At 59.7% G+C, this 24,938-nt stretch carries 28 protein-coding genes and 3 pseudogenes; 13 read left to right on the top strand and 18 right to left on the bottom strand.

Annotation, left to right across the window (positions count from 1 at the left end):
• Positions 1-125: 125 nt before the first annotated feature.
• A complete protein-coding gene (locus XI02_RS36620) occupies positions 126-1,631 on the bottom strand; it encodes an FAD-dependent oxidoreductase (RefSeq protein ID WP_172646952.1) in 1,506 nt (501 codons plus the stop codon).
• Between the two features lie 166 nt (positions 1,632-1,797).
• Between XI02_RS36620 and XI02_RS36625 the strand changes: the two genes are divergently transcribed.
• From XI02_RS36625 to XI02_RS36640, 4 genes and pseudogenes are all read left to right on the top strand, one after another.
• Positions 1,798-2,313: a ferritin-like domain-containing protein gene (locus tag XI02_RS36625; RefSeq protein WP_016841005.1), complete on the top strand. Its 516-nt coding sequence runs from the start codon at positions 1,798-1,800 to the stop codon at positions 2,311-2,313.
• Between the two features lie 124 nt (positions 2,314-2,437).
• Positions 2,438-2,899, top strand: a complete 462-nt coding sequence (locus XI02_RS36630) for an inorganic diphosphatase (protein ID WP_229158072.1) — start codon at positions 2,438-2,440, stop codon at positions 2,897-2,899.
• Between the two features lie 455 nt (positions 2,900-3,354).
• Positions 3,355-3,552, top strand: a pseudogene (locus XI02_RS36635) (DUF6496 domain-containing protein); the annotation flags it as partial.
• Positions 3,553-4,001: 449 nt separating this feature from the next.
• Positions 4,002-4,562 (top strand): DUF4142 domain-containing protein, encoded by a 561-nt coding sequence (locus XI02_RS36640; RefSeq protein ID WP_172646951.1) that lies wholly within the window; start codon positions 4,002-4,004, stop codon positions 4,560-4,562.
• 146 nt (positions 4,563-4,708) lie between these two features.
• Here XI02_RS36640 and XI02_RS46095 read toward each other — a convergent pair whose 3' ends face one another.
• From XI02_RS46095 to XI02_RS36670, 7 genes and pseudogenes are all read right to left on the bottom strand, one after another.
• A complete protein-coding gene (locus XI02_RS46095) occupies positions 4,709-4,834 on the bottom strand; it encodes a hypothetical protein (protein WP_256438786.1) in 126 nt (41 codons plus the stop codon).
• A 372-nt stretch (positions 4,835-5,206) separates the two neighbouring features.
• Positions 5,207-5,444, bottom strand: a pseudogene (locus XI02_RS36645) (DUF2269 family protein).
• 135 nt (positions 5,445-5,579) lie between these two features.
• A complete protein-coding gene (locus tag XI02_RS36650) occupies positions 5,580-6,134 on the bottom strand; it encodes a hypothetical protein (protein WP_028344071.1) in 555 nt (184 codons plus the stop codon).
• A 22-nt stretch (positions 6,135-6,156) separates the two neighbouring features.
• Positions 6,157-6,318: a DUF2934 domain-containing protein gene (locus XI02_RS36655; protein WP_075968978.1), complete on the bottom strand. Its 162-nt coding sequence runs from the start codon at positions 6,316-6,318 to the stop codon at positions 6,157-6,159.
• 586 nt (positions 6,319-6,904) lie between these two features.
• Positions 6,905-7,381 (bottom strand): DUF3147 family protein, encoded by a 477-nt coding sequence (locus tag XI02_RS36660; RefSeq protein ID WP_069280627.1) that lies wholly within the window; start codon positions 7,379-7,381, stop codon positions 6,905-6,907.
• Positions 7,378-7,725, bottom strand: coding sequence for a DUF3147 family protein (locus tag XI02_RS36665; RefSeq protein ID WP_016841014.1), 348 nt, complete (start codon positions 7,723-7,725; stop codon positions 7,378-7,380). The genes XI02_RS36660 and XI02_RS36665 overlap by 4 nt, the downstream gene beginning before the upstream one ends.
• Positions 7,722-8,327: a cupin domain-containing protein gene (locus tag XI02_RS36670; RefSeq protein WP_069276647.1), complete on the bottom strand. Its 606-nt coding sequence runs from the start codon at positions 8,325-8,327 to the stop codon at positions 7,722-7,724. The genes XI02_RS36665 and XI02_RS36670 overlap by 4 nt, the downstream gene beginning before the upstream one ends.
• A 797-nt stretch (positions 8,328-9,124) precedes the next feature.
• On the opposite strand from XI02_RS36670, the gene XI02_RS36675 reads away from it, so the two are divergent.
• Positions 9,125-10,393 (top strand): DUF892 family protein, encoded by a 1,269-nt coding sequence (locus XI02_RS36675; RefSeq protein ID WP_172646950.1) that lies wholly within the window; start codon positions 9,125-9,127, stop codon positions 10,391-10,393.
• Between the two features lie 337 nt (positions 10,394-10,730).
• Here the strand turns inward: XI02_RS36675 and XI02_RS36680 are convergent, their stop codons facing one another.
• The 4 genes from XI02_RS36680 to XI02_RS36695 form a co-directional block, all read right to left on the bottom strand.
• Positions 10,731-10,934: a hypothetical protein gene (locus XI02_RS36680; protein WP_311988211.1), complete on the bottom strand. Its 204-nt coding sequence runs from the start codon at positions 10,932-10,934 to the stop codon at positions 10,731-10,733.
• A gap of 268 nt (positions 10,935-11,202) precedes the next feature.
• Positions 11,203-11,358 (bottom strand): hypothetical protein, encoded by a 156-nt coding sequence (locus tag XI02_RS36685; protein WP_172646949.1) that lies wholly within the window; start codon positions 11,356-11,358, stop codon positions 11,203-11,205.
• Between the two features lie 72 nt (positions 11,359-11,430).
• Positions 11,431-11,676, bottom strand: coding sequence for a hypothetical protein (locus tag XI02_RS36690; protein WP_069276484.1), 246 nt, complete (start codon positions 11,674-11,676; stop codon positions 11,431-11,433).
• 487 nt (positions 11,677-12,163) lie between these two features.
• Positions 12,164-12,391, bottom strand: coding sequence for a hypothetical protein (locus tag XI02_RS36695; protein ID WP_076829459.1), 228 nt, complete (start codon positions 12,389-12,391; stop codon positions 12,164-12,166).
• Positions 12,392-12,626: 235 nt separating this feature from the next.
• On the opposite strand from XI02_RS36695, the gene XI02_RS36700 reads away from it, so the two are divergent.
• The 4 genes from XI02_RS36700 (at position 12,627) to XI02_RS36710 (ending at position 17,285) form a co-directional block, all read left to right on the top strand.
• On the top strand, positions 12,627-14,021 hold the full coding sequence (locus XI02_RS36700; RefSeq protein WP_172649070.1) for a carbohydrate porin: 1,395 nt from the start codon (positions 12,627-12,629) through the stop codon (positions 14,019-14,021).
• Positions 14,022-14,957: 936 nt separating this feature from the next.
• Entirely contained in the window at positions 14,958-15,218 is a 261-nt protein-coding gene (locus XI02_RS44905; protein WP_209944360.1) for a hypothetical protein, read from the top strand.
• A gap of 593 nt (positions 15,219-15,811) precedes the next feature.
• Positions 15,812-16,060, top strand: coding sequence for a hypothetical protein (locus tag XI02_RS36705; protein WP_028344055.1), 249 nt, complete (start codon positions 15,812-15,814; stop codon positions 16,058-16,060).
• 478 nt (positions 16,061-16,538) lie between these two features.
• Positions 16,539-17,285: a Crp/Fnr family transcriptional regulator gene (locus XI02_RS36710; RefSeq protein ID WP_244981014.1), complete on the top strand. Its 747-nt coding sequence runs from the start codon at positions 16,539-16,541 to the stop codon at positions 17,283-17,285.
• Positions 17,286-18,140: 855 nt separating this feature from the next.
• Here the strand turns inward: XI02_RS36710 and istB are convergent.
• From istB to XI02_RS45630, 6 genes are all read right to left on the bottom strand, one after another.
• Positions 18,141-18,953, bottom strand: a complete 813-nt coding sequence (gene istB / locus XI02_RS36715; RefSeq protein WP_018269937.1) for an IS21-like element helper ATPase IstB — start codon at positions 18,951-18,953, stop codon at positions 18,141-18,143.
• Entirely contained in the window at positions 18,950-20,500 is a 1,551-nt protein-coding gene (gene istA / locus XI02_RS36720; protein ID WP_080650313.1) for an IS21 family transposase, read from the bottom strand. Before istA ends, istB begins: the two co-directional genes overlap by 4 nt.
• Before the next feature lie 429 nt (positions 20,501-20,929).
• Positions 20,930-21,106, bottom strand: a complete 177-nt coding sequence (locus XI02_RS36725) for a hypothetical protein (protein ID WP_172646947.1) — start codon at positions 21,104-21,106, stop codon at positions 20,930-20,932.
• Positions 21,103-21,342, bottom strand: coding sequence for a hypothetical protein (locus XI02_RS36730; protein ID WP_209944358.1), 240 nt, complete (start codon positions 21,340-21,342; stop codon positions 21,103-21,105). Before XI02_RS36730 ends, XI02_RS36725 begins: the two co-directional genes overlap by 4 nt.
• A gap of 361 nt (positions 21,343-21,703) precedes the next feature.
• Positions 21,704-22,075 (bottom strand): hypothetical protein, encoded by a 372-nt coding sequence (locus XI02_RS36740; RefSeq protein WP_244981013.1) that lies wholly within the window; start codon positions 22,073-22,075, stop codon positions 21,704-21,706.
• Between the two features lie 42 nt (positions 22,076-22,117).
• A complete protein-coding gene (locus XI02_RS45630; protein ID WP_244981012.1) occupies positions 22,118-22,495 on the bottom strand; it encodes a hypothetical protein in 378 nt (125 codons plus the stop codon).
• Between the two features lie 354 nt (positions 22,496-22,849).
• Here XI02_RS45630 and XI02_RS36750 point away from each other — a divergent pair.
• The 4 genes and pseudogenes from XI02_RS36750 to tnpB all read left to right on the top strand — a co-directional run bounded on the left by XI02_RS36750 (position 22,850) and on the right by tnpB (position 24,935).
• Positions 22,850-23,128 (top strand): annotated as a pseudogene (locus XI02_RS36750) (type II toxin-antitoxin system RelE/ParE family toxin).
• An 18-nt stretch (positions 23,129-23,146) separates the two neighbouring features.
• Positions 23,147-23,449: a HigA family addiction module antitoxin gene (locus XI02_RS36755; protein ID WP_172646944.1), complete on the top strand. Its 303-nt coding sequence runs from the start codon at positions 23,147-23,149 to the stop codon at positions 23,447-23,449.
• A gap of 740 nt (positions 23,450-24,189) precedes the next feature.
• Positions 24,190-24,591: a transposase gene (locus XI02_RS36760; RefSeq protein WP_172646943.1), complete on the top strand. Its 402-nt coding sequence runs from the start codon at positions 24,190-24,192 to the stop codon at positions 24,589-24,591.
• Positions 24,588-24,935: an IS66 family insertion sequence element accessory protein TnpB gene (gene tnpB / locus XI02_RS36765; RefSeq protein WP_172646942.1), complete on the top strand. Its 348-nt coding sequence runs from the start codon at positions 24,588-24,590 to the stop codon at positions 24,933-24,935. The genes XI02_RS36760 and tnpB overlap by 4 nt, the downstream gene beginning before the upstream one ends.
• Positions 24,936-24,938 lie beyond the last annotated feature (3 nt).

Here is a 24,938-nt window from a genome sequence, read left to right on the forward strand (position 1 = left end):
CAACGATCGGCTCAATTGGCAGCGGCCGTAGGACGGCCCACGGTGTGCGCGGGCTACGCAGATCGCCCTGCTCGATGTCCTCGTCCTTGAAGATGGAACGCTCCCTGAGCCTTGACCGGATCTCGCTAGACCTTTACCGGGCGCAAAGCCGACACGGCCGGAGCATTGATCGGCCGTCCGTTGGGCGCAAAGATCGAACCGTGGCACGGACAATCCCAGCAGCTCTCGAAGCTGTTCCAGTGCAGATGACAGCCAATATGCGTGCAACTGGCCGAATGAAGATGCAGTTCGCCAGCCTTGTCCTTGTAGGCTGCGATCTTTTCGAGTCCCCGCCGCAGAATGGCGCCCTCACCGGGCTGAAGCTCTTCGAGCGAAGCGATTTCACCCGGCGCCACATATTCCGTGAGGTTTTGCAGGATCGTCATGTTCTCGCGCAGGAAATTCCGCGCCGCTGCGAGCGGCTTGCGATCCGGCGCATAGACGGACTTCCACGGATGATCTTCCCCCAGAATGAGGGCTGTGTTCAGCATCGCGCCCATCACACCATGGGTCAGACCCTGGCCTGAATCGCCCATCGCAACGTAAATGCGCTCGCTGCCGGGCTCGCGGCCGATGAAGCCGGCATAGTCGATCGTGTCGAGAACCTGACCCGACCAGCGATGGGTTATGCGGTCCAAAGCCGGGATCAATTCACGCGCCCAGTTCTCCAGCCGAGCAAAGCGCTGGTCGGCATCGTTGGCCTCACCGCTTTTATGGTCTTCACCGCCGACCAGCACGAAATCATCCTCCTCGGGGCCCGTTTGCAGCCGCACATAATGGTAGGGATCTTCGGTGTCCCAATAGAGCGCGTCGGGCAGTTCGCCCCGCGCGATGGCAAAGGCGAGCACGTAAGTGCGGTAAGGAGAAACCTTGGTATGCAGTTGAAAGCGGTCGGCGATTGATGCGTTGGTCGCGATGACAGCATGCACGGCCGTGATCAGCCCCTGTGAGGTTCGCAGCGTGACGCCGCCGTCATGTTCGGCGACTTCCTCGACCGGGCTGTTGGCAAAGAAACGGACGCTGCCGCTTGCGCAAGCGGCGGCAAGTCCGGCGAGATATTTGAGGGGATGGAATTTTGCCTGGCGCGGATAGCGCAAGACGTGCCGGCTCTCGCAGCCCTTGAGCGGCACGCCAACCAGCCGGTGCACCGGTGCGCCGACCTCGCGCACCGCTTCCAGCTCCTCATCGAATATGTCGGCCGGCATGCCATTGCCTTGAAAAAGGTAACCGTCAAGACGGAGAAAGTCGCAGGCAATTTTCTCGCTTGTCTGGATTTCCTCGATGCGATCCACGGCGGCGGCCTGACTTTCGTAGAACAGCTTGGCGACCTCGGCGCGGCGCAGCTTCCTGAATTCGCTCATCAAATCATCGCAAAGCGGCGCAAGATGCGCCGAGGTGCGCGCCGTCATGCCGCTTGCGATACCCTTGCGGTCGATGACGATGACCGAGCGGCCGCGCTTCATCAATTCGTACGCCGTCGACAGTCCGGCGATGCCCGAACCAACCACGGCGACATCGCATTGCACATCGCCTTTGAGGGCACCCGCCTCCGGCAGGATTTCGGTCTCCATCCAGAGCGAGGTGCTGACCATGTTGAACTCCACCCAAAGAGGCAAAACGCGGCCTGTTTGCGCGAGTTCCTGCGGACGCACGAGACGCCCCACCATCATAATCTTCCCGGCCGGCTCTGGCGTTCACGCCCAGGAACCAGCACGGCGAGCATGCGTTCCCCCCGCTTTAGGAGCGAGGAGCGGCGTCATGGGACTATTCACCAAAGACATCAAGACGATGGATGATCTGCTGCTGCATGGCTTGCAGGACATCTATTATGCCGAGGAGCAGATCACCAAGGCCCTGCCGAAGATGATCGACAAAGCCACCAACCGGGATCTGGCCACGGGCCTCAAGAACCATCTCGAGGAGACCAACAAGCAGATCGAGCGTCTCGAAAAGGTGTTCGAGAAACTCGGCCAATCGCCAAGCGGCACGCAATGCCCAGCCATCGACGGGATCATCAAGGAAGCCGACGAGACGGCCGGCGAGATCGAGGACAAGACGGTGCTGGATGCGGCGCTCGTCGCCAACGCGCAGGCCGTCGAGCACTACGAGATATGCCGCTACGGCACCTTGATCGCCTGGGCGGAGGAGCTCGGCCACGACGATATCGTGCGCTTCCTTACCACGAACCTAAACGAAGAGAAGGCCGCGAACGCCAAGCTCAATACGGTCGCGTTGCGCAAGGGTGTCAACAAGAAGGCCTCCACCTCCGCCTGATTCCCGGCAGGGCTCGGCGGATCGATTTCCGTCGGGCCCGCTGCTCCTTTCGAGGCCCGAGTCGTCCGCCATGACCAATCTGACAAAACTGCCGAGTTGGGCCGACGATAAGAACATCTTCGCCGTGGTCGAGACGCCGCGCGGCAGTTCGTGCAAGCTCGATTTCGATCCGAAGCTTGGCGTTTTTGCCTTGGCGAAGCCACTGATGGCCGGCCTGACCTATCCCTATGACTGGGGGTTCATTCCCTCGACCAAGGCCGAGGATGGCGATCCGCTGGATGTGCTGATCTTGCATGACGCGCAGACCTATCCGGGCGTCGTGCTGCGCTGCCGTCCCATCGGCATTCTCGAAGTCGAACAGAAGAAAAAGGGCGAGACGGAGCGCAACGATCGGGTGTTTGCGGTGCCTGATAGATCACCGCTCGAAACTGATCTCAAGGATATCCGCGATCTTCCCACCCATGCACGCGATGACCTCGAACAGTTCTTTCGAGCAACGAATGCGCTGGAGAACAAGGAGCTGAAGTTTCTCGGCTGGCATGGTCCCAGCCGTGCGGCCAAGACCATCAAACGGCTGGCCCGCTGAATCGGGCTCGAAATAAGGTGAACCCTTGGGACGAACCATCGTGTGGCTACCCTGATCCCTTGGTTGATGCAGCAACAATTTCCGGGACTATTTGCCGTTCAAGCTGACGGGCTGTCGCCTCCGCCGACCATCCAATCCTCGATACCTTCTTCATCTTCCTCGGTGCTAAGCCGCCAACCGCGTCGGCCGGCTTGGTCGGATGGCTGGTGCTTGAGCCGAATTCTGGTGCGGCGCATCGATCGAGGTTCTCCAACCTATCAAGCGTGAAACATCTGACAGCGTTCCTATGAGGACACCGCATTCGGTATATCCTCTAACGGATGCTCGGAATGGTGCGTTGGAACTTGCCAGCGCCATCTAGATTGTCGATGCGGTGGATGGGAAAGCCGACGGCGCGGAAGTCATGCTTCTGGCAGTTCAACTAGCAGTGTCTTTTAGTGGAAAGAGAAGAACCCATGGCAAAAAAAGCCAAGAAGAAGCGTCGCTACTCGAAGAGCTCGGGCTCGGACGTCAAGAGCGAGATGCGACGGTACAAGAAGGGGACGGCCAAAAGTGGCCGTGGCGGAAAGGGCGGCAAGGTAAAAAGCAAGAAGCAGGCGATCGCGATCGGACTTTCCAAGGCCCGCAAAAAAGGCAAGAACGTCCCCAAGAAAAAGAAGTAATGGAGCCGATGTACAGGTCACTGCGTAGTGACGCGTATACCTCCGCCACGTTTACCGGCACTCGGCTTAAAACTTCAGGGTAGTGCGTAGGCCAACCACCACCTCGCCTTTGACGATAGCTTGGCCAAGAACGGGGCGGGAATCAGCGAAAAGCGCAAATGCGGCGGCTACTGCGTCCAGTTCCACCCCAACCGCAAGGAGGTCTACACCCGCAACTGGCTCGTTTGGTCACGGGATCGTTCCACCGCCCGAGCGGTCGAAGGCGGGTCTCCTGTTGCGGCCGGTCGCCACTACGACGTCTTGATCGCCTGGATGGAAAGCTCAGCCACACGATATCGTTCGATCCCTCGCCGCCAAATTCGACGAGCAGACGGCGACTAAGCTCAACTAACGCCTCGCAAGGGCGTCAATTGCAAGACCGCAAACTGATGGAGATACACATGAGACGCACTATGATAGCAATCGCGTGCATTTTGCTGGCGACACCGGTCATGGCGCAATCCGTCGGCGAAAAGACCGGGGTCAATTCCGCGCTCGGGGTCAGCTCCTCGACGGTGGATTTTGTCAAGCAGGTCGCGATATCGGACATGTTTGAAATCGAGTCTAACAAGCTCGCACAGCAGAAGGGAAATGCAGCGGAGAAGACTTTCGCTTCCCAGATGGTAACGGACCACACCAAAACCAGCACCGAGCTGAAGGGACTTGTCACCAGTGGCAAGGTGAAAGCCGAGTTGCCCAGCGCTCTCGATTCATCGCACCAAAGCAAGCTCGACAAGCTGAAGGGTGCCAACGGTAACGACTTCAGCTCGGAGTTCAATTCGATGCAGGTCAGCGCTCATAAGGATGCCGTCGACCTGTTCGAGCGCTATGCCAAGGGCGGCGATAACGCGGATCTGAAGAATTGGGCCGGCAAAACCCTGCCGGCGCTTAAGCATCATCTTGAGATGGCGCAGGATCTCGACAAGAAGCCCGCGCCTACGGTCGGCGAGGGCAAGAAATAGCGGAAGGACGGAGCCGTTGCGAGGCGGCTCCTTTCCCCTTTTGCTGCCGCTGGCGGTTGGCCGCCCGGTCTGGGATTCGGCAATGCACCCAGATTCCGTCGACCCGGCAGAAATCGCAGTCGACGTTTTCGAGTTCCAGGATAGCTTCAGCGGTCAATCGCGGTCATGACGCTTTGGTAGTAAGGCGCACATTCCTCGCCGCGCGCGCCCACGAGCTCCTTGGAATAGTCGTCCAGCGCTGTGGCGAGATTCGCGGTCGTGCGTGCCGTCATGCCGGTGTCGATCCAGCACGATCACGGAGCGCCCACGGCTTGCAAGCTCTACGCCACCGGCAGCCCAGCAATGCCAGAACCGACCACGACCACGTCCGCCCGGTCGGATCCCGACAGGCTAGCAACGTCGACCACCGGGACATTCATCCAGAGCGATTGCGTATATTCATCTCGCACGCAGAGTTCTTGGCCAATAACGGAGGCACGCCTGAGCAACAGGCGCTTTGGCGGCCTAACAGGTATCCCCTCCTATCCGCTCGACCATCCCGGAGGCCTGCGCGCTCCCCGGCAACTACTGCAAGCTGGCATGCCACCGCGAGCGGAGCATCCTGGCGAGCTCGGCACTGCCATCACGCTTCAAAACACCTCTAGTTAAGGTTTAGCTATCATCAGCCAGAGTATAGCGGCCACCGCCATGAACACTGGAATGCCGAAGGCAAACCACAGCCAGCAGATTCGGTGAGACGAGAGATACAGCACCATCGACCACGATCCATCCTTCCCAGAAGGAGTAACCGACGTGCAGCACAAGCAGCGAGCCTATGACGGGCTGTGCAACGACAGCGGTGGCTGTGAAGATACAATCCGCGCCTCGTTGAGATCGTGCCAGGACACCTAATGTCGGCGATTCTACTCATCGAAAGGACCGAATGGCCGTGCGAGGAAAGCCAGCCACAATAGCGGACCTTAAAAGTCCTGTCGCTCCGATGACGGTAACCTTCATTGAAGTGCTCCGCGTTCGGAGCTAAGCCCTCTTCCGCGACCGTAAGCCTCGAACGAATTCCTCCATATAGGGAAGGACTTCAAACAGCAGGACCGCGAATAGAAACGCCGCCACATACGTCCATGGTAATGGCTCTCGCTTCAGGGCGAGTTCGTAACGTGCGGGCCCAGAACCCAGTCCCCAAAGGCTGAGGAATTGCGGCCAGTTTAAGATGATGACGATCACCATCGCCATGAGAGGCATCAGTTCGAGAAAACTATGGACCTGCTGTTCGATGGGCGTGATGCTCCGCTTATGGCTGGCGAATGTTGTATCCCAGAGGGCTGTCAGCTGGTGCGTAACAAAGCCGACGATCATAGCCGCAATAATAAGAGCGTTGATTTCAAAAAAAATCGCCGCCAGCAATGGTATCGCAAGTTCGATCAACATCAGCAGATGAAGTAGGGTTTCCTTATAGCCGCTTGTCGTCTCAATCCGAGATGCGCGATGGCAAAGATAATCAGCAAACCCGGCTAATAACCAAAGGGGCAGCACAAAGTACAGCAATACAGTTTCGGCTGCTGCGGAATGAGACATCCGGTTAGCGCTTCTTCTCTGCTTACAGGCTATCTGGAGTGCGGAGGGGAGATGACTTGTCCTCGTTTCGCAACTCCTGCTCCGCCAACCGCCAGAATTCTTCCTCCCTGCCTTCGGGCTTGCCGCTCCGCTCCCATATCTCGTAGGCGCGCTTCTCGATTTCCTTTTCGGTCGGTTGGGTCACCACGTGCCTCCTTCAACTCTGTAGGGATCGTGGGCTCGGTTTCCGCTAATCACGGCCTCTTCGACGGTTAGTCGTCAGCGACACGCTCGGCCGCCGCTATCACAGCAGTCATTTCCACTCGCTAGCGCCGATCCCTCCTTCCGGTGATAAACCCGCGAAGTCAGCGAGGTTCCTCCGTTGAAACCTTGCCTAATTCGTCCTCATCTTTTAGTTCGAGGTTGAAACTGTCGATCTCGACCCGACGGGAGGCGAGAGGCGCCGTGTGCGGCTATGCCGGTGGTCTTGATCGTTTCGTCGGCCATTCTAAACCTTGCACAAGCCGCGGGCAGCAACTGGGCTGCTTTGCATTCAACCCGCGCCGATAACCGCAGTTCCTCTGGTCTCCCTTGTGCACGATCTTGGGACAAGCCGTGCTGGATTTCGCCCGGCCTCAAGTGCCCCAATAGGAGTCGCGTCAGCCCGCGTATTGCTGGGAAATCAATATCTGGGGCCGGTGACGGGTGCCGATATGAATGCCCGGAAGGTAGCTCGGCCATGACGAGATCAAACTTCCTCATTGCGAACTAATGAAGAGACGCCAGCCCGTCTATCGCGTTCGCGAATTGGTGGAGCCGCTGGGCTCTTTCACGGTCCGCATCGATCGCATTTTCCGGCGCACGTACCAAGCCGCTACCGCGATAGTCAACCAGGCGAGGGAGGCGCCGACGAAGACGGCGGGGATGTTGCCGCGTGGGATTAGCATCGAGAAACCAACCGCGAAGGCCAGCATGCCCAGCGCGCCGAGCGCAGCGCCAGCGGCATCGACGGCGGCCGCCATTTGCCCGCGGCGCTTGCCGGCGAGACCCGCTTCGCGCTTGCGGCGAATTTCATGCTTCTCAATCAGCGTTGCGCTCGCGCAGAATATGGCTGGAAGGGCAAGAAAAACGCCACCGATGACTGCTCCATAGCGACTGCTGATGAGGCCGGTAAAGACGGTCGCAGCGCCGCCAAGCACGAAGCGAATCAGATATTCGTACCAGCGGCCTTCCTTGAGAGATGACGTTGAAAAGCGGATCGGGCTCACGTCTGACCTCCAGCGAAAACCAGCAGCCCGAAAGCGGCGACCAGCCAAATGACGAGTGACAGCAAGGTCGCCGTCACCGCTCGCAGCTTTGCGCGGACAAGCAGATGGCAGGCGACGACACTGTAGATGGCGAGCGCAACCGCTCCCGCAATCATCGCCTGAGCTTGCAAGGCGGCGTAATTGACCCCGTGCTGATACACCGCGATCCCAAGCGTCGCGAGCGCGACCGAGGGCGCTGCTCCGAACAGGCCGGCGAAGCTCTTTGGACGCAGGAGATCTCCCAGCATCGCGAAGGCCGATACGACGGCGCCCCCGAGGACGAAGCGGATGACGTACTCGGTCATTTCGCTTTCTTCCAGAGCTTCGAGAGCGGCCCGCCGGCCCCATAGACCGGATCCTTACGCGGCACCGAAACCTTCGGAATGGCTTTCAGCGCCCGCTGACGGTCTTCGACGCTCGTGCACTCGTCGTATGTACCGGTCGGCGGGTATGCCCCGATGACGAGGAACTCATCGCCCGCGGAAAGGCACTGATGTCCTGTGCCGGCGGGAAGAACCGCGATGTCCCCAGCCTTCAGGGTGAAGATCTTCCCTTTGTTGCCGCCGAACCGAACGCGGCCCTTGCCGCGCGCGATGCCGAGCACCTCATGGATCCTGGAGTGATAATGCACGTAATCGTAGATGCCATCCCGCCAGCTATCTCCCCATCCGTTCGCTTCAAATAGGTCTTCGATCACGGCCGCGGCGTCCAGGTCCTCGTCGAAAGCGACCGCGTTTCGATACAGTACGAGCGGCCATCGCGGGTGATTTGGAATGAGACCGTCGTCCTTAAAGCGAACCGTAACAGGCTTTCGCGCTCGCGCGAGATCCACAGCCTTCCGCTTGCCGGGGCGCTTCAGACCGGTTGCGCGCTCCACGTATCCCTTCAGGTCTTCAAGAGTCGGCATGATCATCCTCCTTTGAAATTCCGTTCGAGTAGCCGGTCCAATGCCGGAGGCCCCGTTCGAGAATCGCCCCGAGTGCGAAGCCGGCAACGACATCGCTCGCCCAATGCGCCAGGATCGCAATGCGAGTGAGCGACAGCCCGACCGCAATCGCGCGGATCGCCCGCCGGGGACCTGCCGGCAACCCGCTGGCCGCCGGTGCCAGTCCATGTGCAGCGCGTGGCCTGAGGGAAACGCATCTTTTCGTTTGCCGGAAAGCGGGACGCCATGCATATGCCCAATCACCGTCCGACGATCCGGCCGAGTTTGGTCGAATACGAGTTTTAAATCATCGGGCAGCAGCGACGCAGTGACCGTCACTGGCAGAGCATGGTTTCCTGCGCGCCGCAGCGGCACCCCACAACCGCGCGAGGCAAGCCAGCCGACGGCTGTCAGGACCAGAAGAAGCTTCTCATCTACGCCCCAGGTCAGGGCGCGGGCCACCTGCTCCGGGGCCGGCGCAGTGCTGCGGGCGATTGAATGTGCCACCGCGACATCCGCTCTGGTCGGTCTAACATTCACCGGAAAGCTTGGACTGCGGCCAAGGCGCCTTGCTGACAAGCTAGCGATCTTGAACATGTCTCAACGATCGGAAAGATAAGTACCTCCCCAACGCTCAACGTGCCGTCGAGGTCCTCCCCCGGCTTTCCAACAAGGAAAGTCGGCGGTTCGGCGTCCGGGCAGGAATCCTCCGTCCGATAGGAACAAACGATCCTGGCCTCCGTTCGGGATGATCTCCCCTCTCATTGCAAGGCCTTTCGATGTACCACCATGTCAAGAAGCTGATGTTCACTGTCCGCGTCGACGAACCAGACCCTCGTTTTGGCAACATGCTTCTTGAACAGTTCGGTGGTGCCAACGGCGAGCTCGCTGCCGCGATGCAATATTCAATACAGGGGCTCAACTGCGAGGATCCGGATCGCAAGGACCTGCTGATGGATATTGGCACCGAGGAACTGAGTCACCTCGAAGTCGTGGGGACACTCGCCCGGATGCACCTCAAGCCGGCGAAGTTCGATCGCCAGGCCGCCGAAGCCGATCCCCTGATTGCGATCGCTGGTGGCGGCGGCGTGAACCTGTTCAATTCCCAGGGCAATGCGTGGACGGCCGACTACCTGAAGATAACCGGCGAGCTCGACGTCGATCTGCGCAGCAACATCGCCGCCGAAGCGCGGGCCAAGATCGTCTATGAACGCCTAATCAATTTCTGCGACGACGCCGGTACCAAGGACGCGCTGCAGTTCCTGATGACTCGGGAAATCACACACATGAGAGCGTTCGCGCTGGCGCTCGAGAGCATGGCCAAGCCCGCTTTCAGCATCGGCCGCATCGCCCCAACACCGGGACTGGTCGACCAGTTCTTCAACGACTCCACCGGGGCCGGCGACCACGGCGAGATCGACGCCCGCGGTCCGTGGAACGAGGGCAATGGCTGGGTCTTCACGGAATCGCCAGCGATCCAGGCTGAGCCCGGCGCGTCCGCCGCGATCGTCGCGGAAAGTTCGCCGCCAGACGACCAAGCCGGGCTTGGCGACTTGTTGATCGATGAGCTACGCGACATCCTGCATGCCGAAAAGCAACTCACCAAGACGCTTCCGAAGATGGCCGAGGCAGCTCGCTTCGATCAGTTGCGAGAGCTGTTTGAGCAACATCTCGTCGAGACCGAAAACCAGGTGGAGCGCATCAATGAATGCTTCGAGTTGCTCGGCAAGACCGTCCGAGCGAAGCCTTGCAAGGGCATGATGGGGCTTATCGAGGAAGGCCAGGAAATCATGGCTGAAGGAGAGGAAAAGGAAGACGCGGCCGCGGACCTCGCCTTAATCGGAGCTGCACAGCGTGTGGAGCACTATGAAATCTCGGCTTACACCATGGCGAAGAATCTCGCCCAGCAGCTACGCCACAGTGCAGTCGTCGCGCTGTTGTCGAAGTCACTTGCGGAAGAGGAGAATTCTGATCAGTTGCTAAACCAAGTCGCTCGATCTCTGATGTCGGTAGCCAAAATGCCAGCCGCGATCGAACAGGCCGAATAACGCCGGCTGGCGGGGCCGCAAGTGCTCAGGGCCCGAAGGACCGCAAGACCAGCAGTTCCTGTCAGATACCGGAATGAGAGCGCTGCGCCAATACCTCGGTCATCTTTTGGGTATTCAGTATCCCAATATGATGGCACTTCGCCGGATTTTCGGCCAACATATGAATTGGATCTTGGATGAAAGAGGCCGCCAACTGAGGCGGCCTCTACGACATCAGCAGCCAAATCAACGCCGCGACGCCAAAGGCGATGGCGACGTATCCGGCAATAGTGATCCGGTCGTATCGCTCGGCCATGCCGGAACTCTCAGGCCAGCAGCAAAGCCACGTTGACGTAGGTCAAGCTAGGTGGACGGCTGGAGTCCGGGAGAGGAGCCACTCGCTCATGTGAGCGCCAGTCTCAGCCTGTCGGGCCTTCTTCAACAGCTCTTCTTTCTCGATACCTGGTTGAAGCCCGCTGGCTTCGTCGCGCAGGCTCTTGGCCTCTTCTGTCAACCGCACTTCTAGAGAATGCTCTTGTTTGAAACGACGCCGCTTTTGCATGCGTTGCTCCACTGCCATTAGCGATGCTCTGTTAATTATTGGACAGAAGGCGCGTTCCTCTCGGAAATTGTTCACCAATTATCGCTAGTTCGAGGCCTCCGAGTCGGGCTGCCCTGTGCCCTCGGCTTTGCTTCTGGCTTCGAACGCCTCTTGCTCCGACTGCGGGCGTCTCCGGAGTAGACCTAGCCAGCCCTGCGCCACACGGAGACGATCATCGTCCGAGATCGCTTTGTCAGCTTGCCGCGCGCTGACTGGCGGCAGCGCCGGTTCATTCGCTGCTCGGTCCGGCAACATGTCGCGGCTCGAGCAAGCTCAGCGCGGTGTCGATCTTCGCGAGCAGCTTCTCGATTTTGTCACGCTCTTCCGGAGCAGGATTGCCCAGCGCATTTAGCCGCTCGACAGTATCCAGATCGCTGATCGACAACGCCAGGCGTCGGCATCCCTGCGCCTCCGCGAGCCAAACTCGTCTTCCAACCGGCGGGTTGCAAAAAAGCGCTCAACCGCCCTTCAGCGCGTCCTTGACTTGCGTCGCAGGCCAGCTGTCGCCCACGGGCCTCGCGCGCACCTTTGCGCCACTACCGACCAGGACATGAGACGCAACTTCGTCGTCTGCATCGAGAACCATCAGGTCCGTCACGGGCTCCCAGTTCAGCGTCAAGTCGAGATCGCCCGGAAAGATCTGCCATCTCGAGCCGTCATCGAGCTCGACGATGTGGCTTTGCAAGTGCGCGCGTATCTTCATGATTCAAACGGCATGCGGCTGCTGTGGGGGGCGTTCGACGGACGTGGAGCGTCGTAGCCGGCCATCCTCGCCATGGCCGCACTTGGCGCATCTCAGCCGAACGTCCTGATGGGAATAGGGGGCGTTCGGGCCCGCCGCCATAGGCCAAGCGCCGCAGTTGGGGCACTTCACCAAAAGGGTATCGGTTTCGATCATCGGCGGCTCCGTAGCTGCGCCCCATTCGAGGGTCAACGTACGGCGGTTGGCGTGGTTGCCTGGCTTCGTCCGCTGCCCGTCCGAAAAGGGCGCCGGCCCGGCAGAAAAGCGGCTCGCCTGACATGACCGGACGGGCCGCTTCGTGATCATCGTAGTTTGATCAGTGTATGTGAATCAGCCAATAGCCGGCGCCGCCGATCACGATGACGGCGGGAGCGGCCCACAACAGAAATACAGGCATCGTTCATCCTCCTCTTCCTTCCGACCGGCCCGAACCATGGCCGACGGATCATCACTGTTCGGTGCAGACCTTGGTGGTCTTCACGGCGGATTCGGCTTCCGTCTTGGTCTTATAGACGCCGTCGCCAACGACCGTCGTGGTGGTAGTTGTCGGCTTTGTGTCGACGACCGTGCATTTCTTAGTCGCGGCATCGCGCACGATGTAGAATTCGGCGGCGCTCGCAGCCTGCGCACCGAGCACAAAAGCGGCAAGGGCGCCGCAGACGATCAGCTTATTCACTCTCCTCCATTTCTGGCCCCACTCACGAACGGCAGCGTCAAGGCAAAAGTTCCGATTGTTCCCGGGGTTGCCGTTTTCAAAGCCGGCTCGCCTCTCGCGCTGCCGCAAAAATCACGGGCTTGGAAAATCACCTGAGCGGAACCAGCCAGCGCGCGCGCCCTCTTGAGTTTGCCATTCGACCGTGTCCCAATGTGCCCCTGTCTTGCGGACTCCTCGCTATGCGGTTCGATTGAACATGGTCGTTAGATGCCTGACGCTGGCGGTCCTTGTTGCGGGGCTTCTCGCCGGCACCCACGCTTTCGCGCAGGAAGACAAGAAGACCGACGAAGACAAGCCTGCCGATCCGGACACCGGCGAGAGCACCATCGAGGAGAAGACGCTTGGACTTCTGCCGAACCCGTTTCAAAAATACGGGATCAAGTTCGCCGCGACCTACATCGGCGAGACGCTCGGAAATGTCTCCGGCGGGCTGAAGCAGGGAGCGATCTACGAAGGCCGGCTGAACCTTGCCGTCGATGTCGACCTGCAGAGGCTCGCCGGCATGGACAGGCTTACCTTCCACGCCAACATGTTCCAGATTCACGGTGCGGGACTGTCGCGCAACTATCTCGACAATCTCTTCGTCGTCAGCGGCATCGAAGCATTGCCGTCGACGCGACTTTACGAAGCCTACTTCGAGAAGCAGTGGGGTAATAAAAAGGTCTCCCTGAAGTTCGGGCAGCTCGCCGCCGATAGCGAGTTCTTCAACACGAAATATACAGATGTCTTCACCAACGCATCGATGGGGTGGCCGGCAATCACATCTCTCGACCTGCCCAGCGGCGGTCCGTCGCCGCCGTTGGCGGCAATGGGCACCCGGCTGCTGGTCAACGCCACGGATCAGCTATCCATTCTTGGCGGCGTCTTCGACGGCAACCAGGCGGGTCCGGGCCCAGGCGATCCACAACAACGCAACCGATATGGCGTCAACTTCCGGATTAACGATCCGCCCCTTCTGCTGGGCCAAATCCAGTACTCCTGGAACAACACGAAGGGCGATCCCAATCTGACGGGCCAGATCAAGTTCGGCGGGTGGCGTCACCTCGGGCCATTCTCCGATCTTCAACTCGCCAGCAACGGCGTTTCGCTTGCGGCGCCGGCCAGCAGCGGCACTCCCCTGATGTTGGCAGGCGATGTCGGCGGATGGGCAGTCTTCGAGCAGCAGATTTATCGCGTGCCCAAAAGCGATGATCGGGGAATCGGCGTTTTCGCTCGCATCTCCGGCGCTCCCGCGGACCGCAATCTGATTGATCTCTACGCCGACGCCGGACTCGAGTTCATCGGCCTCAGCGACAAACGACCAGACGACAAATTCGGCATCGCTGCTGGCTACGCCCACGTCTCGAAGCGGGCTCAGGCACTGGACGTCGACTATCGCGTACTCTTTGGTCCGACATGGCCGGTGCGCAGCTTCGAAGGACTGTTGACGGCGGTGTATCAATATCAGTTACGGGACGGCTGGACCCTGCAGCCAAACTTCCAATACATCATTCATCCCGGGGGCGGAGCAACGGACCCGGCGGGGCCGATCCCGGGCCGAGCGCTCAAGAACGCAACAGTCTTCGGCCTGCGCACGACTTTGAAATTCTAGGAGGCAGATTCCGCCGTTAATCGACGAAAACAGCTAGACGATCATACGGCTCCAAAGGGCGTAACGCGCGAGAGCGATCGACGCGGTTCGCAGCGTTGGCAATATTGGCGCCCACATGGAAAAGGACGTGAATCTAATCGTCGACATCGAGCCCGGCGAGGTTCAGATGTTGATTGACTTGATCGAGATGCTTTTTGATGAATGGTACGTCGAGAAGCATAAGTGAGAAATGCGGCTGGCGGAAATCAAAGCGCTCAGCGCTAACAAGGCGAATGAACTGGCCGCGGCAAAGGCGGCGCCCCCAAATGCGGCTAATCCGGAGGCCACCTAAGTCGCGTAAAGCTACAATCCGATTTACTTCACGCCGGAATCGCGCTTGTTTCGCTTATAAAGCCCCTGGTCAGCGGCGCTAGCTTGGAACAACGCGGTGCAGCACCCATGCTCAGGCTGAAGCCGGGTGTGTGAGGGATGAGCGGAAACGCATGTGCGAGAGCGTCTGTGCAACCCGCTTGGGTGAACTCGCAGCTTATTGTCGCTGGCGGCGGATGTCCCCCAGTGACCAGACATGATGATTGCGACTTCTTGAAGTAGTGCGTTCGCTGCCCGTTCATTGTGGCGGCGCCGGTACCGCATGGCTTGTAGAATGTTCCAACCTGCGTCCGAAGCTGTCGCTCCGCGTAGTAGTCAACTTCATAGTCTCGGCTCGCGCCTGCCTTTGCTTGTGTCCCGACTACGATTCCGACCATTGCGATACCGAGGAAAAAGAATCTCATGAACGATCTCCCAATATACGAGCCACTTGACGCATTCGGTTGTGTTCAACAACTCACTCTATCGCGTCGGGAGCGTTCTGTCGCTGTATTTCACGGGTCGGCCTCGCGCGGGATAAGTCAGTGATCCATTTGGATCACGACGGACGGGCCTTCGATGCCCATGATGTCTGGACTGCTGGATTCGTCCACTCTCAACCCGCGGCTTGGCTTGGCCACTTCGTTCAATCATCGCCATCGGCAATTTCTGGAGCACCTTCGGGGCGGTGAATGGGTCCCCGCTGTCGATCTTCCAGATCAGGCAAAGTTGAAACTGACCTTACTTCGCCATCAGTGGATTGAGATTCGAGAAGCTGACGGAAAGGTCAGCTATCGCATTACTGCTGGCGGGCTTGCGGAGATGAGCAAGCCTACCAGAGTTCGCTAAACAAGCCCCCGCTCAGCTGCCATGCGCCGCGCTCCAGATAGAGTCACGCCGCCCTGATTGCCGATTCTCGGTCCGGTCCATCCAGCAACTGCTGGAAGCGCGCCCTGCGCCATTCTTCGACACGGCGCAGCCGGCTAAGCATTGGCGCGCCCCCGCCTGCCCGGTACTCCGCTTGTCTTAGCTCGCTCGCCATTCCCCTGCTCCGAGGCAAAAGACTAGCGCAGTGCAACGAGAAAAGCGCCCAAAGGTATAGGTTGAATTCTCGATTATTCTCGTCCGTTGGTTGCTGAGCAATTCTGAAGAAACGATCGAGGCGAGAGCGGGACGTTCGTGAGGATACTTCAGCCAGGCAAAGACCCGTTCGGGTGATGGCCTAGAGAAGTAGCCCCAGCGCGGGGGGGTCGCTGGAGCTCGGCTTCCGTCGTTGTCCAAATGCCGCGGCGGGCAGTGCGACCCGCCAATGACCCAACCGCCGAATGAGGACCTGTTCCTGTGCTCCCCAAACAGGCCGCCCGCATTTCAAAAAGCGGGGCCACTAGGAACGCCCCTCCGAATTTCGCTTTGAAATGTTAGGAAATGAATGGGCGCGCTCAATGCCTCGGTATTACTTCGATTTAAAGGACGGCAACGGAACAACCCCTGACGAGGAAGGCCTCGATCTTCGGGATCTGGACGCGGCACAGGACGAGGCTGCGCGATCTTTAGGAGGCATGGCCCATGATGCCGTAGCGACCCTCAGCGGTAGCGACGCTGAGCAAATGGAGATCGAGGTCCGGGACGACAGCGGCCCCGTTATGACGGTCCGCTTTTCCTTCGCGATCAGCCGCAAGAAAATGAGCTAACCTCAAACTGCACGCCCGGGAAGAGCACTGAGGCCGAGGGCTCGTCCCACTCCTCATCAAAGCGAGACTAGAACCGCGCCGGCCGCCCCCTGTTCCAAAAAAAGGCCCCAGCGAGGGGATTGGCTGGGGCCTAGACTGATTGCCGAACCGCTGTCCGCCAGGATGCAGCGGTCGTCATTTTAGGGCTGTAAAAATACGAAATGAAAATCACCTGCCCCATGCCATTGAGGATCTTGGCAAAGTTGGGTTCCCGAAATAACCGAGGTGAATCTCGCGCCCGGCGGGAGCGCACTTTCTGTATCGATTTGTTACAGCCAGAAATCCTACTTTCTCGCAGGGCGAACACGCACCTGATGGCGCGGGAACTTAGTTCCCTTTCCCGCGTTGCTTGTGCATCATCGGCCAAGGCCTTTTCTGTGGGCGCTGGTGACTGAGAGACACTCTCGTGCTCCCGCCTGCGAAGGGGAGGGAGTGTCTGATGCCGCATGTCAAGCTAATCGCGCGTTTGCTGTCCGTCGTTGAGCTGTCCGAGCAAGACAAGGTCCGGCTCCAGCAGATGCCTCACATCATCAAAACATTTAGAGACGGCGACCGCGTGGCACGGCAAGGCGACGTGCCCGTGCATTGTGCCGTCGTGATGACTGGAATGCTGTCGCGTCGAAGGGTTGTTTCCGAACGCAATCAAATATCGTCCATCTACGTACCGGGGGACGTACCTGATCTCCATACGCTGCATCTGCCCGTTTTGGATCACGATCTCTGCAGCGAGGGGACCTCGACTGTGGCCTTCATATCCCATTCGCATCTCCGGCGGATGTTGAAGGAATCTCCGGGGCTGACAAACGCATTTTGGCGAGAGACCCTTATCCATGCAGCGATCTACCGAGAATGGGTCGAAAACCTGGGCTCAAGGGCGGCGCTGCCAAGAGTCGCGCATCTGTTCTGCGAGCTTGCCACCCGTTTTGAGATGGTGGGTTTGCTCGACAACGACACCTTCCGTCTTCCTTTAACGCAGCAAGACCTTGCGGATGCCTCTGGCCTCTCAACCGTCCATGTCAATCGCACAGTTCAGGAACTGAGAAAGATGGGATTGCTCGATTGGCGCGGACAAATCGCCTACGTGCTTCGGCGCGAGGAGCTTGAAACGGTGGCCGAGTTCAGCGCCGATTATCTCCATGCGCTAAAAGTCCCAAGTCCGCGCGCGATCATAATGGCAGCCGGGTGAACCGGCGCTAGGCAGCGCCGGCCCGAACCCTATCCAGGCAGGGGAAGATCAAGAACCGGACGCACCCGGCAATATCGCAGGAGTCGTGGACCAAAGACGCATTTGATCAATGGGTGGGAGTGGGCCACGAAGCCACGTAATCAAACTTGGAGATCAACGTTAGCATCTGGCGCCCTGTCTCGATGCTCTCCCCCGAAGGTCGGCTCGACCGCCACAAAGTTAATGAAGCTGTGGCGAGGCACAAAGAAGAGCCCGACGCCGATTAGGCGCCAGCTTATGTTCACTATTGAGCAAAATCGCTCCAGCGCCGTTGATGAGTTAGCACCGGCCAAGGCTCTGCCCGTAGGCGTCGGTGGCTGAGAGACCGAGAGCGCTCCCGCCTGCAAAGCCAAGGAGCACAGCCATGCCAATCCAAACTGTTCATCGGGTTCACGATGAAGCCGCCCAAATATCCAAGCAGACCGCATTCGTCCGCGAACTCATTGCAAAGGCGGCTGAACTATTAAAAACTACCTCCGCCTGACACCTTCCTCGACCGCAAAACGCACGATCCTTTCCCGCAAGAGGAGAGCCAGCACGGGAACCCGCAATCCTAACCTGCGTTTTCCCGGCAGTGTTTTGGCGGAGAGCCCGATGGCGTCGCCAATACCGCCTACAGACAAAAAGTATCTGTGCCCGATTTGTCGCGAGCTAGCGTTGATCCTTTCGGCAGCAACGCTTGCCTTCGTATAGCGCGACAATCTGGGTGGGAAGCGCACGACAATCAGGATGGCGAGTCGGTGTCGCGGCGAGGTGATGATTGCCGCGTTGATTGTCGCGCGCAAGAGTTTTTTGAACTCTGATTGTCGCGGAGCGTCAATCAGAGACGGTTTTGGGTGTCGCGTGTGACGGCGGGCGTCCAGGTCCGCGTTTTCGTTCGAGCGCGGTCCGCCTGCGATAGCTTTCGACGTTCATCTCGACGATGGTAGCGTGGTGGACAAGCCGATCGATGGCGGCGAGGGTCATAGCGGGGTCCGGGAAGACCCTGTTCCATTCGCCGAATGGCTGATTGGCTGTGATCAGCATCGAGCGTCGCTCGTAGCGTGCGCTGATGAGTTCGAACAGCACGCTGGTCTCGGCCTGGTCCTTGGTGACGTAGGCCAGGTCATCGAGGATCAGGAGATCGAAGCGATCAAGGCGGTTGATGGCGGCCTCGAGGTTGAGCTCGCGCCGCGCCACCTGGAGCTTTTGCACGAGATCGGTGGTTCTGGTGAAGAGAACGCGCCATCCGTTCTCGATCAGAGCGAGGCCGAGAGCACTTGCGAGATGGCTCTTTCCGCCACCGGGCGGGCCAAACAGCAGCAAATTGGCGCCCTTGCCCAGCCAGCCGTCGCCGGCGGCGAGCGCGGTGACCTGCGCCTTGGAGATCATCGGCACGGCCTCGAAGTCGAAGTTGTCGAAGGTCTTTCCGGCTGGCAGCCGTGCGTCGACGAGGTGCCGCTCGATGCGACGGCGGCCGCGTTCGGCGATCTCGTGCTCGGCAATGGTGGCGAGGAAGCGGGCCGCCGGCCAGCCTTCCTTGTCGGACTGCTCAGCAAATTGCGGCCACAGCACCTTGATGGCGGGCAGCCGCAGCTCGTTGAGCAACAGATTGAGGCGCGCGGTGTCGACGGTGTTGGCCGTGTTCATGCGGCACCTCCGATCTCGGCGGTGCCGATAAGGCACTCATAGGCGGCCAGTGGCGCGAGATGCACCACGACCTGCGGCACACGGGCAGGATCGGGCGCGAAGTGCGTGCGCAGCTGTCCGAGATCGGGCAGTTGGCCGGCGTCCAGGTCGGCGGCGAGCTGACCGGCGAGTTCGGCCTCGCAGCCGCGCTCGTGCGCCAGCGCAAGCAGATCGACCATGAGCCGGCAGGCTTTCTTGTCCGGCAGCCGTTCGCGCAAACGATCGAAGGTCTTCCGATAGGCATCGCGCGGGAACAGCCGATCACGGTAGACGAGATTGAGCAGCGCCATTGGCTTGCGCCGCAAGGAATGGATCACGTGCCGATAATCGACGACCTGGTCGTGCTTGCCGTTGGGATGCGGCCGCCCACGCGGCAGGGTGACGAGATGGGTGCCGCCGACGAACGTGTCGAGACGATCATCGTAAAGGCGCACCCGCAGCTGGTGGCCGATCAGGCGTGACGGCACGGTGTAGAACACCTTGCGCAAGGTGAAGCCGCCGCTTGACGTCACGCGGACAATCACCTCCTCGTAGTCCGAGGTGCGGCGATCTGGCAATGCCTGCAGGGTGGCGCGCTCGTGGTCGATGCGCTTGGCGTTGCGGGCATTGCGGCGGCTGACGATCTCGTCGATGAAGCCGCGGTAGGCCGCGAGATCATCGAAGTCGGCAGTGCCGCGCAATAGCAGCGCATCGGCGATCGTCCGCTTGAGATGGCCATGCGAGCTCTCGATCGCCCCATTCTCATGGGCGATGCCGCGATTGTTGCGGGAAGGCCGCATGCCGTAATGGGCGCAGAGGTCCTCGTACCGCCGGGTCAGATCGTCCTGAGCATTCCGGTCCAGATTGCAGAAGGCGGCCGACAGACTGTCGGTCCGATGCTCCCGCGGCGCGCCGCCGAGCGACCACAGAGCATTCTGCAGTCCTTCCGCCAAGGCGACGAAGCTCTCGCCACCGAGCACGACATGGGCGTGCTCAAAGCCGGAATAGGCCAGCCGGAAGTGATAGAGGCGATGATCGAGCGGCACGCCCGCGATGGTGACCCCGAGCTCGCCCATGTCGGTGAAGTCGGACAGGCCGACCTGACCCACTTCGTGGGTCTGACGGAAGATGACTTCCTGCTCCTCGCCGTGGATTGCCCGCCAGGCGCGGATCCGGCGCTCCAGCGTGCGGCGGATTCCAGCCCCGAGCTCAGGGTGGCGGCGTAACATCTCCTCGAAGATCGCGACAGCCCGCACGCCGGGGGCCGCCTTCAACATCGGCACGACCTCGGTCTCAAAAACACTGGCCAACGGGTCCGGTCGGCGCCGGCCGCGGGCTCCCTTCTTCTGCAATGGGAGCCTTCGATCCTTCTCAAAGCGATACGCGGTCGAGGTACTGAACGACGCCTTGGCGGCGGCCACTGGCGGGGTATCGGTCTGACGGTACTTCATGTAGAGCCTCATCTGGTGATCGGTAACGTGTCGGCCTGGCAAGCGAGTGATTCCTCTTGGCGGAAGAACCACTTGCACAACCAGCCGGCCGCGATCACCAGTCGGCGCGGTCCCCTGTGGATCGCGCCGACGCCGGGCTCGTAACTCCGGTCGGGCTACGCCCTCCCTGCGTCACGAGCCCGGCGAAGCTCTCTCATCCTGATTGACGCTCCACTGTCACCCTGATTGCCGCGCGGCACCTTCGCGTCCCGGACGATATCCGATCTCAGCTGCCCTAATGGGCACAGCATCAGAATCACACCCGGGGGCAAGGTCGTAACTTCCTCAACATCCCGGCGTGAACGAAAGGGCGCTGGGAAAGTCTAGGGAGGGAAACAGGCGTGAAGCATCAGGCCGAGCTACCGCCTGTCCAGAAGATCAGGCGGATTCTTTCGCCACTCGCGCCACTCCTGGAACGCGATGGCGATGGTGAGAACCGAGAGAACGATCATAAAGGCTGGAACTCCATCACATCCTGGCTTTGATGAAGTCGGCGAGATGGTTAGCGGCTCGCGCCAATGAAGCGGATGCTTCCTTCAGCTCATCCTGAGCCTTCTTCAACCGCTCTTCCTGCTGGGTGAAATCTTTGTCCCCGCGCCCATCGTCGGCGAAGATGCGTCGAAACTGATTGATGATCTGGTTCATCGCTTTGCCCGTATCTTTGAGGTCAGGGCTTCAAACGCGGTACGCGTGCTGTGAATGGCTTCGGCGAGGCGATCGGCAGCCAACACGCGCTCGCCATAGCTTTCGGTCAGCTGGTTTTCGAGCAGCTGGATTCGGATATCCTTCTTCGCTTCGCGTTGCTCGGACTTGCAAAGCGAGTACACAAGAATGACGCAGATCAGGCCCGCAGGGCCGAGTTTCAATAGCTCCTGTGCCAAGTCCACTTCGCATTGCCCTACCGCTTAAGTCGCGCGACAATATTCGCCGCCAGCTTTGGCGATGAACAGCGAGCCAACGATGGCTCCCATCCATTGATCCAGTGGGAGGGAAGCGCCGCAATCGTCCACGACTGTGGAAAGGCGCGTGCCTTGCATCAAAGGACTGAATAGACGCATACAGCAGCAAACCAGAAGCCTGCTGGCACGATGAACAGTAGTGGGAACCACCATCCGCGACCGGTTAAAATAGCGACTTGAGGCGAGAGGTAGGACTTCGCGAGATCGGCCTTGACCTGCTCTCGGGTCGTCTCATTGTTAATTGCGTTGTCCACGGTACTGAAGATGCGGTCAAGCGGCCCCTTCAAGAACCATCCAATGACGGTCTCCCACATCGGTCAGGCCTTCGCAACCGACCGAAGCCGCGCCGCGATAGTGATGGCTGAGATCCCATCAACACGTAAGCGAGGTGCTGCGGGTTGTCCTCCAGCGCCTCCATCACCTGGGCCTTCAGATCAGGATCGCCAAGCGCCGCGGCAATTGGATCAAGCCACTGAAATACGGTCCCGATGCCGGTCAGGAGCAAGCCCCATAGCACAGTGACCGAACGCCCCGTGAGCGCCCAGACCTTGCCCCAGACCGTGTTGGCTTCAGCGTAGAAGCTCTTGAGCGCCGGGATCGCATGGAGCACCGGGTGCAGGAACATGAAATAGACTTGGAAGCACCAGATCGCCATCGCATCGTCGACACCGATATCCCACGCCGGGCAGATCGCGATTCACCGCGACATCGAGGATCCGGCCGCCCTGCTCTGCCTCTCGGAGCTGCTTGCCCCAATAGAAGCCGAGAACCGCAGCCTCGAAGGACAGAAATATTCCTGCTCGATCGGCGCATCGCCGGCCTCGTCGCCGTAGATACCGTGATACTCCCTGCGCTGGATCTCAACGGCTTCACGCGAGGTCGCGCCCGTGTTGTCGACAGTCAGAACCTGCGCGAACCAGTCCGAGCTCCCGCGCGCCATATTCCAGCATCGACTTGGCGTGGTTGCGTCCGCGCGCGACGTGATGAACAGCGCCCAGCCGTTATTCTCGACGAGGATCGGGGCGCGGTACGCATACGCTGCTGGGTTCGCAAGCGCCCATTCGGAGAACGTCACACCGGCTGGAGGAGACCCGACCGACGAGTTATAGCTATCCGAGCCGACGACCTGCCAGGTCGCCCCGTTCTTGAACCGAATGAAAAGATCGCTTTGCGCCCCTGCGGGCCGCTCGAATGCCGACGCGGCCGCCCAGTGCAGGCAAACGTCATCCTTGCCGGCTCGACGATGCCAAATCCCGATCGCGCGCCGACACCCGGCCTCAAGCGCACTCCAGAGCGGCGTGGTAATCCCGCGGCTCCCACCTATTCGGTAGGAGGATTCCGCATCGGAAAACTTGCGGATCTACAAGAACGTATCATATTATGATACAAACCTCTTGCGAGGCGTATCACCGCATGATACACTCCGATCATGATCAAGTGCTTCAAGGACGAGCTGACCGAAGCAGCCTTCAACGGCAAAGCCAAAAGGCTTTCCGGCCGATCTGCTCAAGCTAGCTCGCCGTAAGCTCCAGTATCTGAACGCAGCTGTGAACCTACACGACCTTTTGGCCCCTCCCGGCAATCACCTTGAAGCCCTGAAGGCGACCGCAAGGGGCAATATTCCATCCGCGTGAACGATAAGTTCCGCATTTGCTTCACATGGACCGCTGAAGGTCCAAAGGAGGTCGAGTTCGTTGACTACCACTAGCCAGACCAAGGAGGTCATATGGCAAAGAAACTGCCCCCAATGCACCCCGGTGAGGTGCTACGCGAGGAATTTCTCATCCCGCTCGACATTTCGGCCGGTGCGCTCGCCAAGGTTTGCGGCGTTCCCCGTACCAGGATTGAGCGTATTGCGAACGAGGAGACCTCGATTACCGCGGACACTGCTCTTCGCCTGTCCAAGGCGCTGAAAACTTCTGCTCAGCTTTGGCTGAACCTGCAGAATGCCTATGACGTGCAGATGGCCGAACAAGAACTTGGCAGCGACCTGGAAAGGATCAAACCGATCGACGCGAAAGCTGCGTGAAACGAGAGACGCCCGGACGGGAGCCGCCGGGCGCATCTATTCACTCAAGCTGATTTGCGGGCGAATATTGGCTACGACTGCAAAAGTCAATCCACTGGGGATCTCACTCCACAAGGCCGGCTGTCTTACCGGAAGTACGTCATGCCGCCAACGACGATCGACAGGACAAAAACCAAAGTGGCAGCTCCAATAATCCACGGCATGTCACGGCGTTCTCTGGGGGTCATGTTACTTCCTCACGTGTACGTCCTCGAGCGCCTTAGGCGGCTGTAGCCCTGGCGACGTCAGCCACTCGTTGATATGGGCTGCCGTTTCGGCCTGACGCGCTCGGCGGAGATATAGCTCGCGCTGAGTGCCCGGCGGGAGCTGCGCAGCAGCGACCCTGAAGCGAGCGGCCTCCTCGGCCAATCTCTCTTCGAATGTCTTGGTATGTTTCGTTCGATTGCGACGCTTGATGACCACAGCGCACTCCTTTCCGTTGCAAGAAGGCGGGAGCGCGGTGACGGCGATCTCATCACCGATAGATACCCAAAGCCGTGCGGTGATGAGGAATAAATACTAGGGGCAGCGGCGGGCTTCTATATCCCACGTTACACGCGTAAATAATTGTTTTCATTCAAAAATACTCAAACGGTTCAAAATACTCATTCGTCTCCTAATGAGTATCCCTCCGTTGAGGGCCGCCTTGTTTGACGGACGCGAGCGCTGCAGGTCCTAGGGGTAATCCTAGGAGAAGCGCTATGACGATTTCGCGGGCAGAGGTGATCACATCGGTCGAGCGGCGGCGTCGGTGGTCGCAGGATGAGAAGGAACGGCTAGTTGCAGCATCGCTCGAGCCCGGAGCCACCGTTTCCGAGGTGGCTCGCATGGCCGGCCTTCATGTGAGCCAGCTGTTCAGGTGGCGCAAAGAGCTTTGCAAGCACGGTGAAACGAGTGTAGCGCCGTTAGTGCCGGTCGAGATTGGGCCGTCTGTGCCGCCGCGGGATGTGGCCGAAGCGCCATTGACGACGGCGCCGGCGCGTCGACGGAGGAGCCAGGGCATCATCGAGATTGATCTCGGTAGCGGAGACCGAATCCGGGTCGATGGTGACGTTGATGGAGACGCGCTGCGACGAGTTCTCGATGCCCTGGTGCGCCGATGATCCCGGTTCCGAGCGGCGTGCGAGTGTGGCTCGCGACAGGCTACACGGATATGCGCAGAGGCTTTCCGTCGTTGGCACTTCAAGTGCAGGAGGTGCTGCGCAAAGACCCGCTCAGCGGTCATCTGTTCGTCTTCCGCGGTCGGCGCAGTGATCTTGTGAAAGTGATCTGGCACGATGGCCAGGGAGCATGCCTGTTTACCAAAAGACTCGAGAGAGGAAAGTTCATCTGGCCATCGGTTGCCGGTGAATCGGTAACGATCTCTCCGGCGCAGTTGAGCTATCTGTTGTCCGGGATCGATTGGCGCAACCCTCAAGAAACCCGGCGTCCGACGCGCGTCGGTTAGGTC

It is taken from the genome of Bradyrhizobium sp. CCBAU 21365, assembly GCF_015291305.1.
Lineage (GTDB): Bacteria > Pseudomonadota > Alphaproteobacteria > Rhizobiales > Xanthobacteraceae > Bradyrhizobium > Bradyrhizobium elkanii.

What these genes read in the sequence shown, in the direction of transcription:
- XI02_RS36620 (WP_172646952.1), bottom strand. Translation starts at nt 1,631, where the DNA reads ATGGTCAGCACCTCGCTCTGGATGGAGACCGAAATCCTGCCGGAGGCG.
- XI02_RS36625 (WP_016841005.1), top strand. Translation starts at nt 1,798, where the DNA reads ATGGGACTATTCACCAAAGACATCAAGACGATGGATGATCTGCTGCTG.
- XI02_RS36640 (WP_172646951.1), top strand. Translation starts at nt 4,002, where the DNA reads ATGAGACGCACTATGATAGCAATCGCGTGCATTTTGCTGGCGACACCG.
- XI02_RS46095 (WP_256438786.1), bottom strand. Translation starts at nt 4,834, where the DNA reads ATGACGGCACGCACGACCGCGAATCTCGCCACAGCGCTGGACGACTAT.
- XI02_RS36650 (WP_028344071.1), bottom strand. Translation starts at nt 6,134, where the DNA reads ATGTCTCATTCCGCAGCAGCCGAAACTGTATTGCTGTACTTTGTGCTG.
- XI02_RS36665 (WP_016841014.1), bottom strand. Translation starts at nt 7,725, where the DNA reads ATGACCGAGTACGTCATCCGCTTCGTCCTCGGGGGCGCCGTCGTATCG.
- XI02_RS36670 (WP_069276647.1), bottom strand. Translation starts at nt 8,327, where the DNA reads ATGCCGACTCTTGAAGACCTGAAGGGATACGTGGAGCGCGCAACCGGT.
- XI02_RS36675 (WP_172646950.1), top strand. Translation starts at nt 9,125, where the DNA reads ATGTACCACCATGTCAAGAAGCTGATGTTCACTGTCCGCGTCGACGAA.
- XI02_RS36680 (WP_311988211.1), bottom strand. Translation starts at nt 10,934, where the DNA reads ATGCAAAAGCGGCGTCGTTTCAAACAAGAGCATTCTCTAGAAGTGCGG.
- XI02_RS36690 (WP_069276484.1), bottom strand. Translation starts at nt 11,676, where the DNA reads ATGAAGATACGCGCGCACTTGCAAAGCCACATCGTCGAGCTCGATGAC.
- XI02_RS36700 (WP_172649070.1), top strand. Translation starts at nt 12,627, where the DNA reads ATGGTCGTTAGATGCCTGACGCTGGCGGTCCTTGTTGCGGGGCTTCTC.
- XI02_RS44905 (WP_209944360.1), top strand. Translation starts at nt 14,958, where the DNA reads ATGTCTGGACTGCTGGATTCGTCCACTCTCAACCCGCGGCTTGGCTTG.
- XI02_RS36705 (WP_028344055.1), top strand. Translation starts at nt 15,812, where the DNA reads ATGCCTCGGTATTACTTCGATTTAAAGGACGGCAACGGAACAACCCCT.
- XI02_RS36710 (WP_244981014.1), top strand. Translation starts at nt 16,539, where the DNA reads ATGCCGCATGTCAAGCTAATCGCGCGTTTGCTGTCCGTCGTTGAGCTG.
- istB (WP_018269937.1), bottom strand. Translation starts at nt 18,953, where the DNA reads ATGAACACGGCCAACACCGTCGACACCGCGCGCCTCAATCTGTTGCTC.
- XI02_RS36725 (WP_172646947.1), bottom strand. Translation starts at nt 21,106, where the DNA reads ATGAACCAGATCATCAATCAGTTTCGACGCATCTTCGCCGACGATGGG.
- XI02_RS36740 (WP_244981013.1), bottom strand. Translation starts at nt 22,075, where the DNA reads ATGGCGATCTGGTGCTTCCAAGTCTATTTCATGTTCCTGCACCCGGTG.
- XI02_RS36755 (WP_172646944.1), top strand. Translation starts at nt 23,147, where the DNA reads ATGGCAAAGAAACTGCCCCCAATGCACCCCGGTGAGGTGCTACGCGAG.
- XI02_RS36760 (WP_172646943.1), top strand. Translation starts at nt 24,190, where the DNA reads ATGACGATTTCGCGGGCAGAGGTGATCACATCGGTCGAGCGGCGGCGT.
- tnpB (WP_172646942.1), top strand. Translation starts at nt 24,588, where the DNA reads ATGATCCCGGTTCCGAGCGGCGTGCGAGTGTGGCTCGCGACAGGCTAC.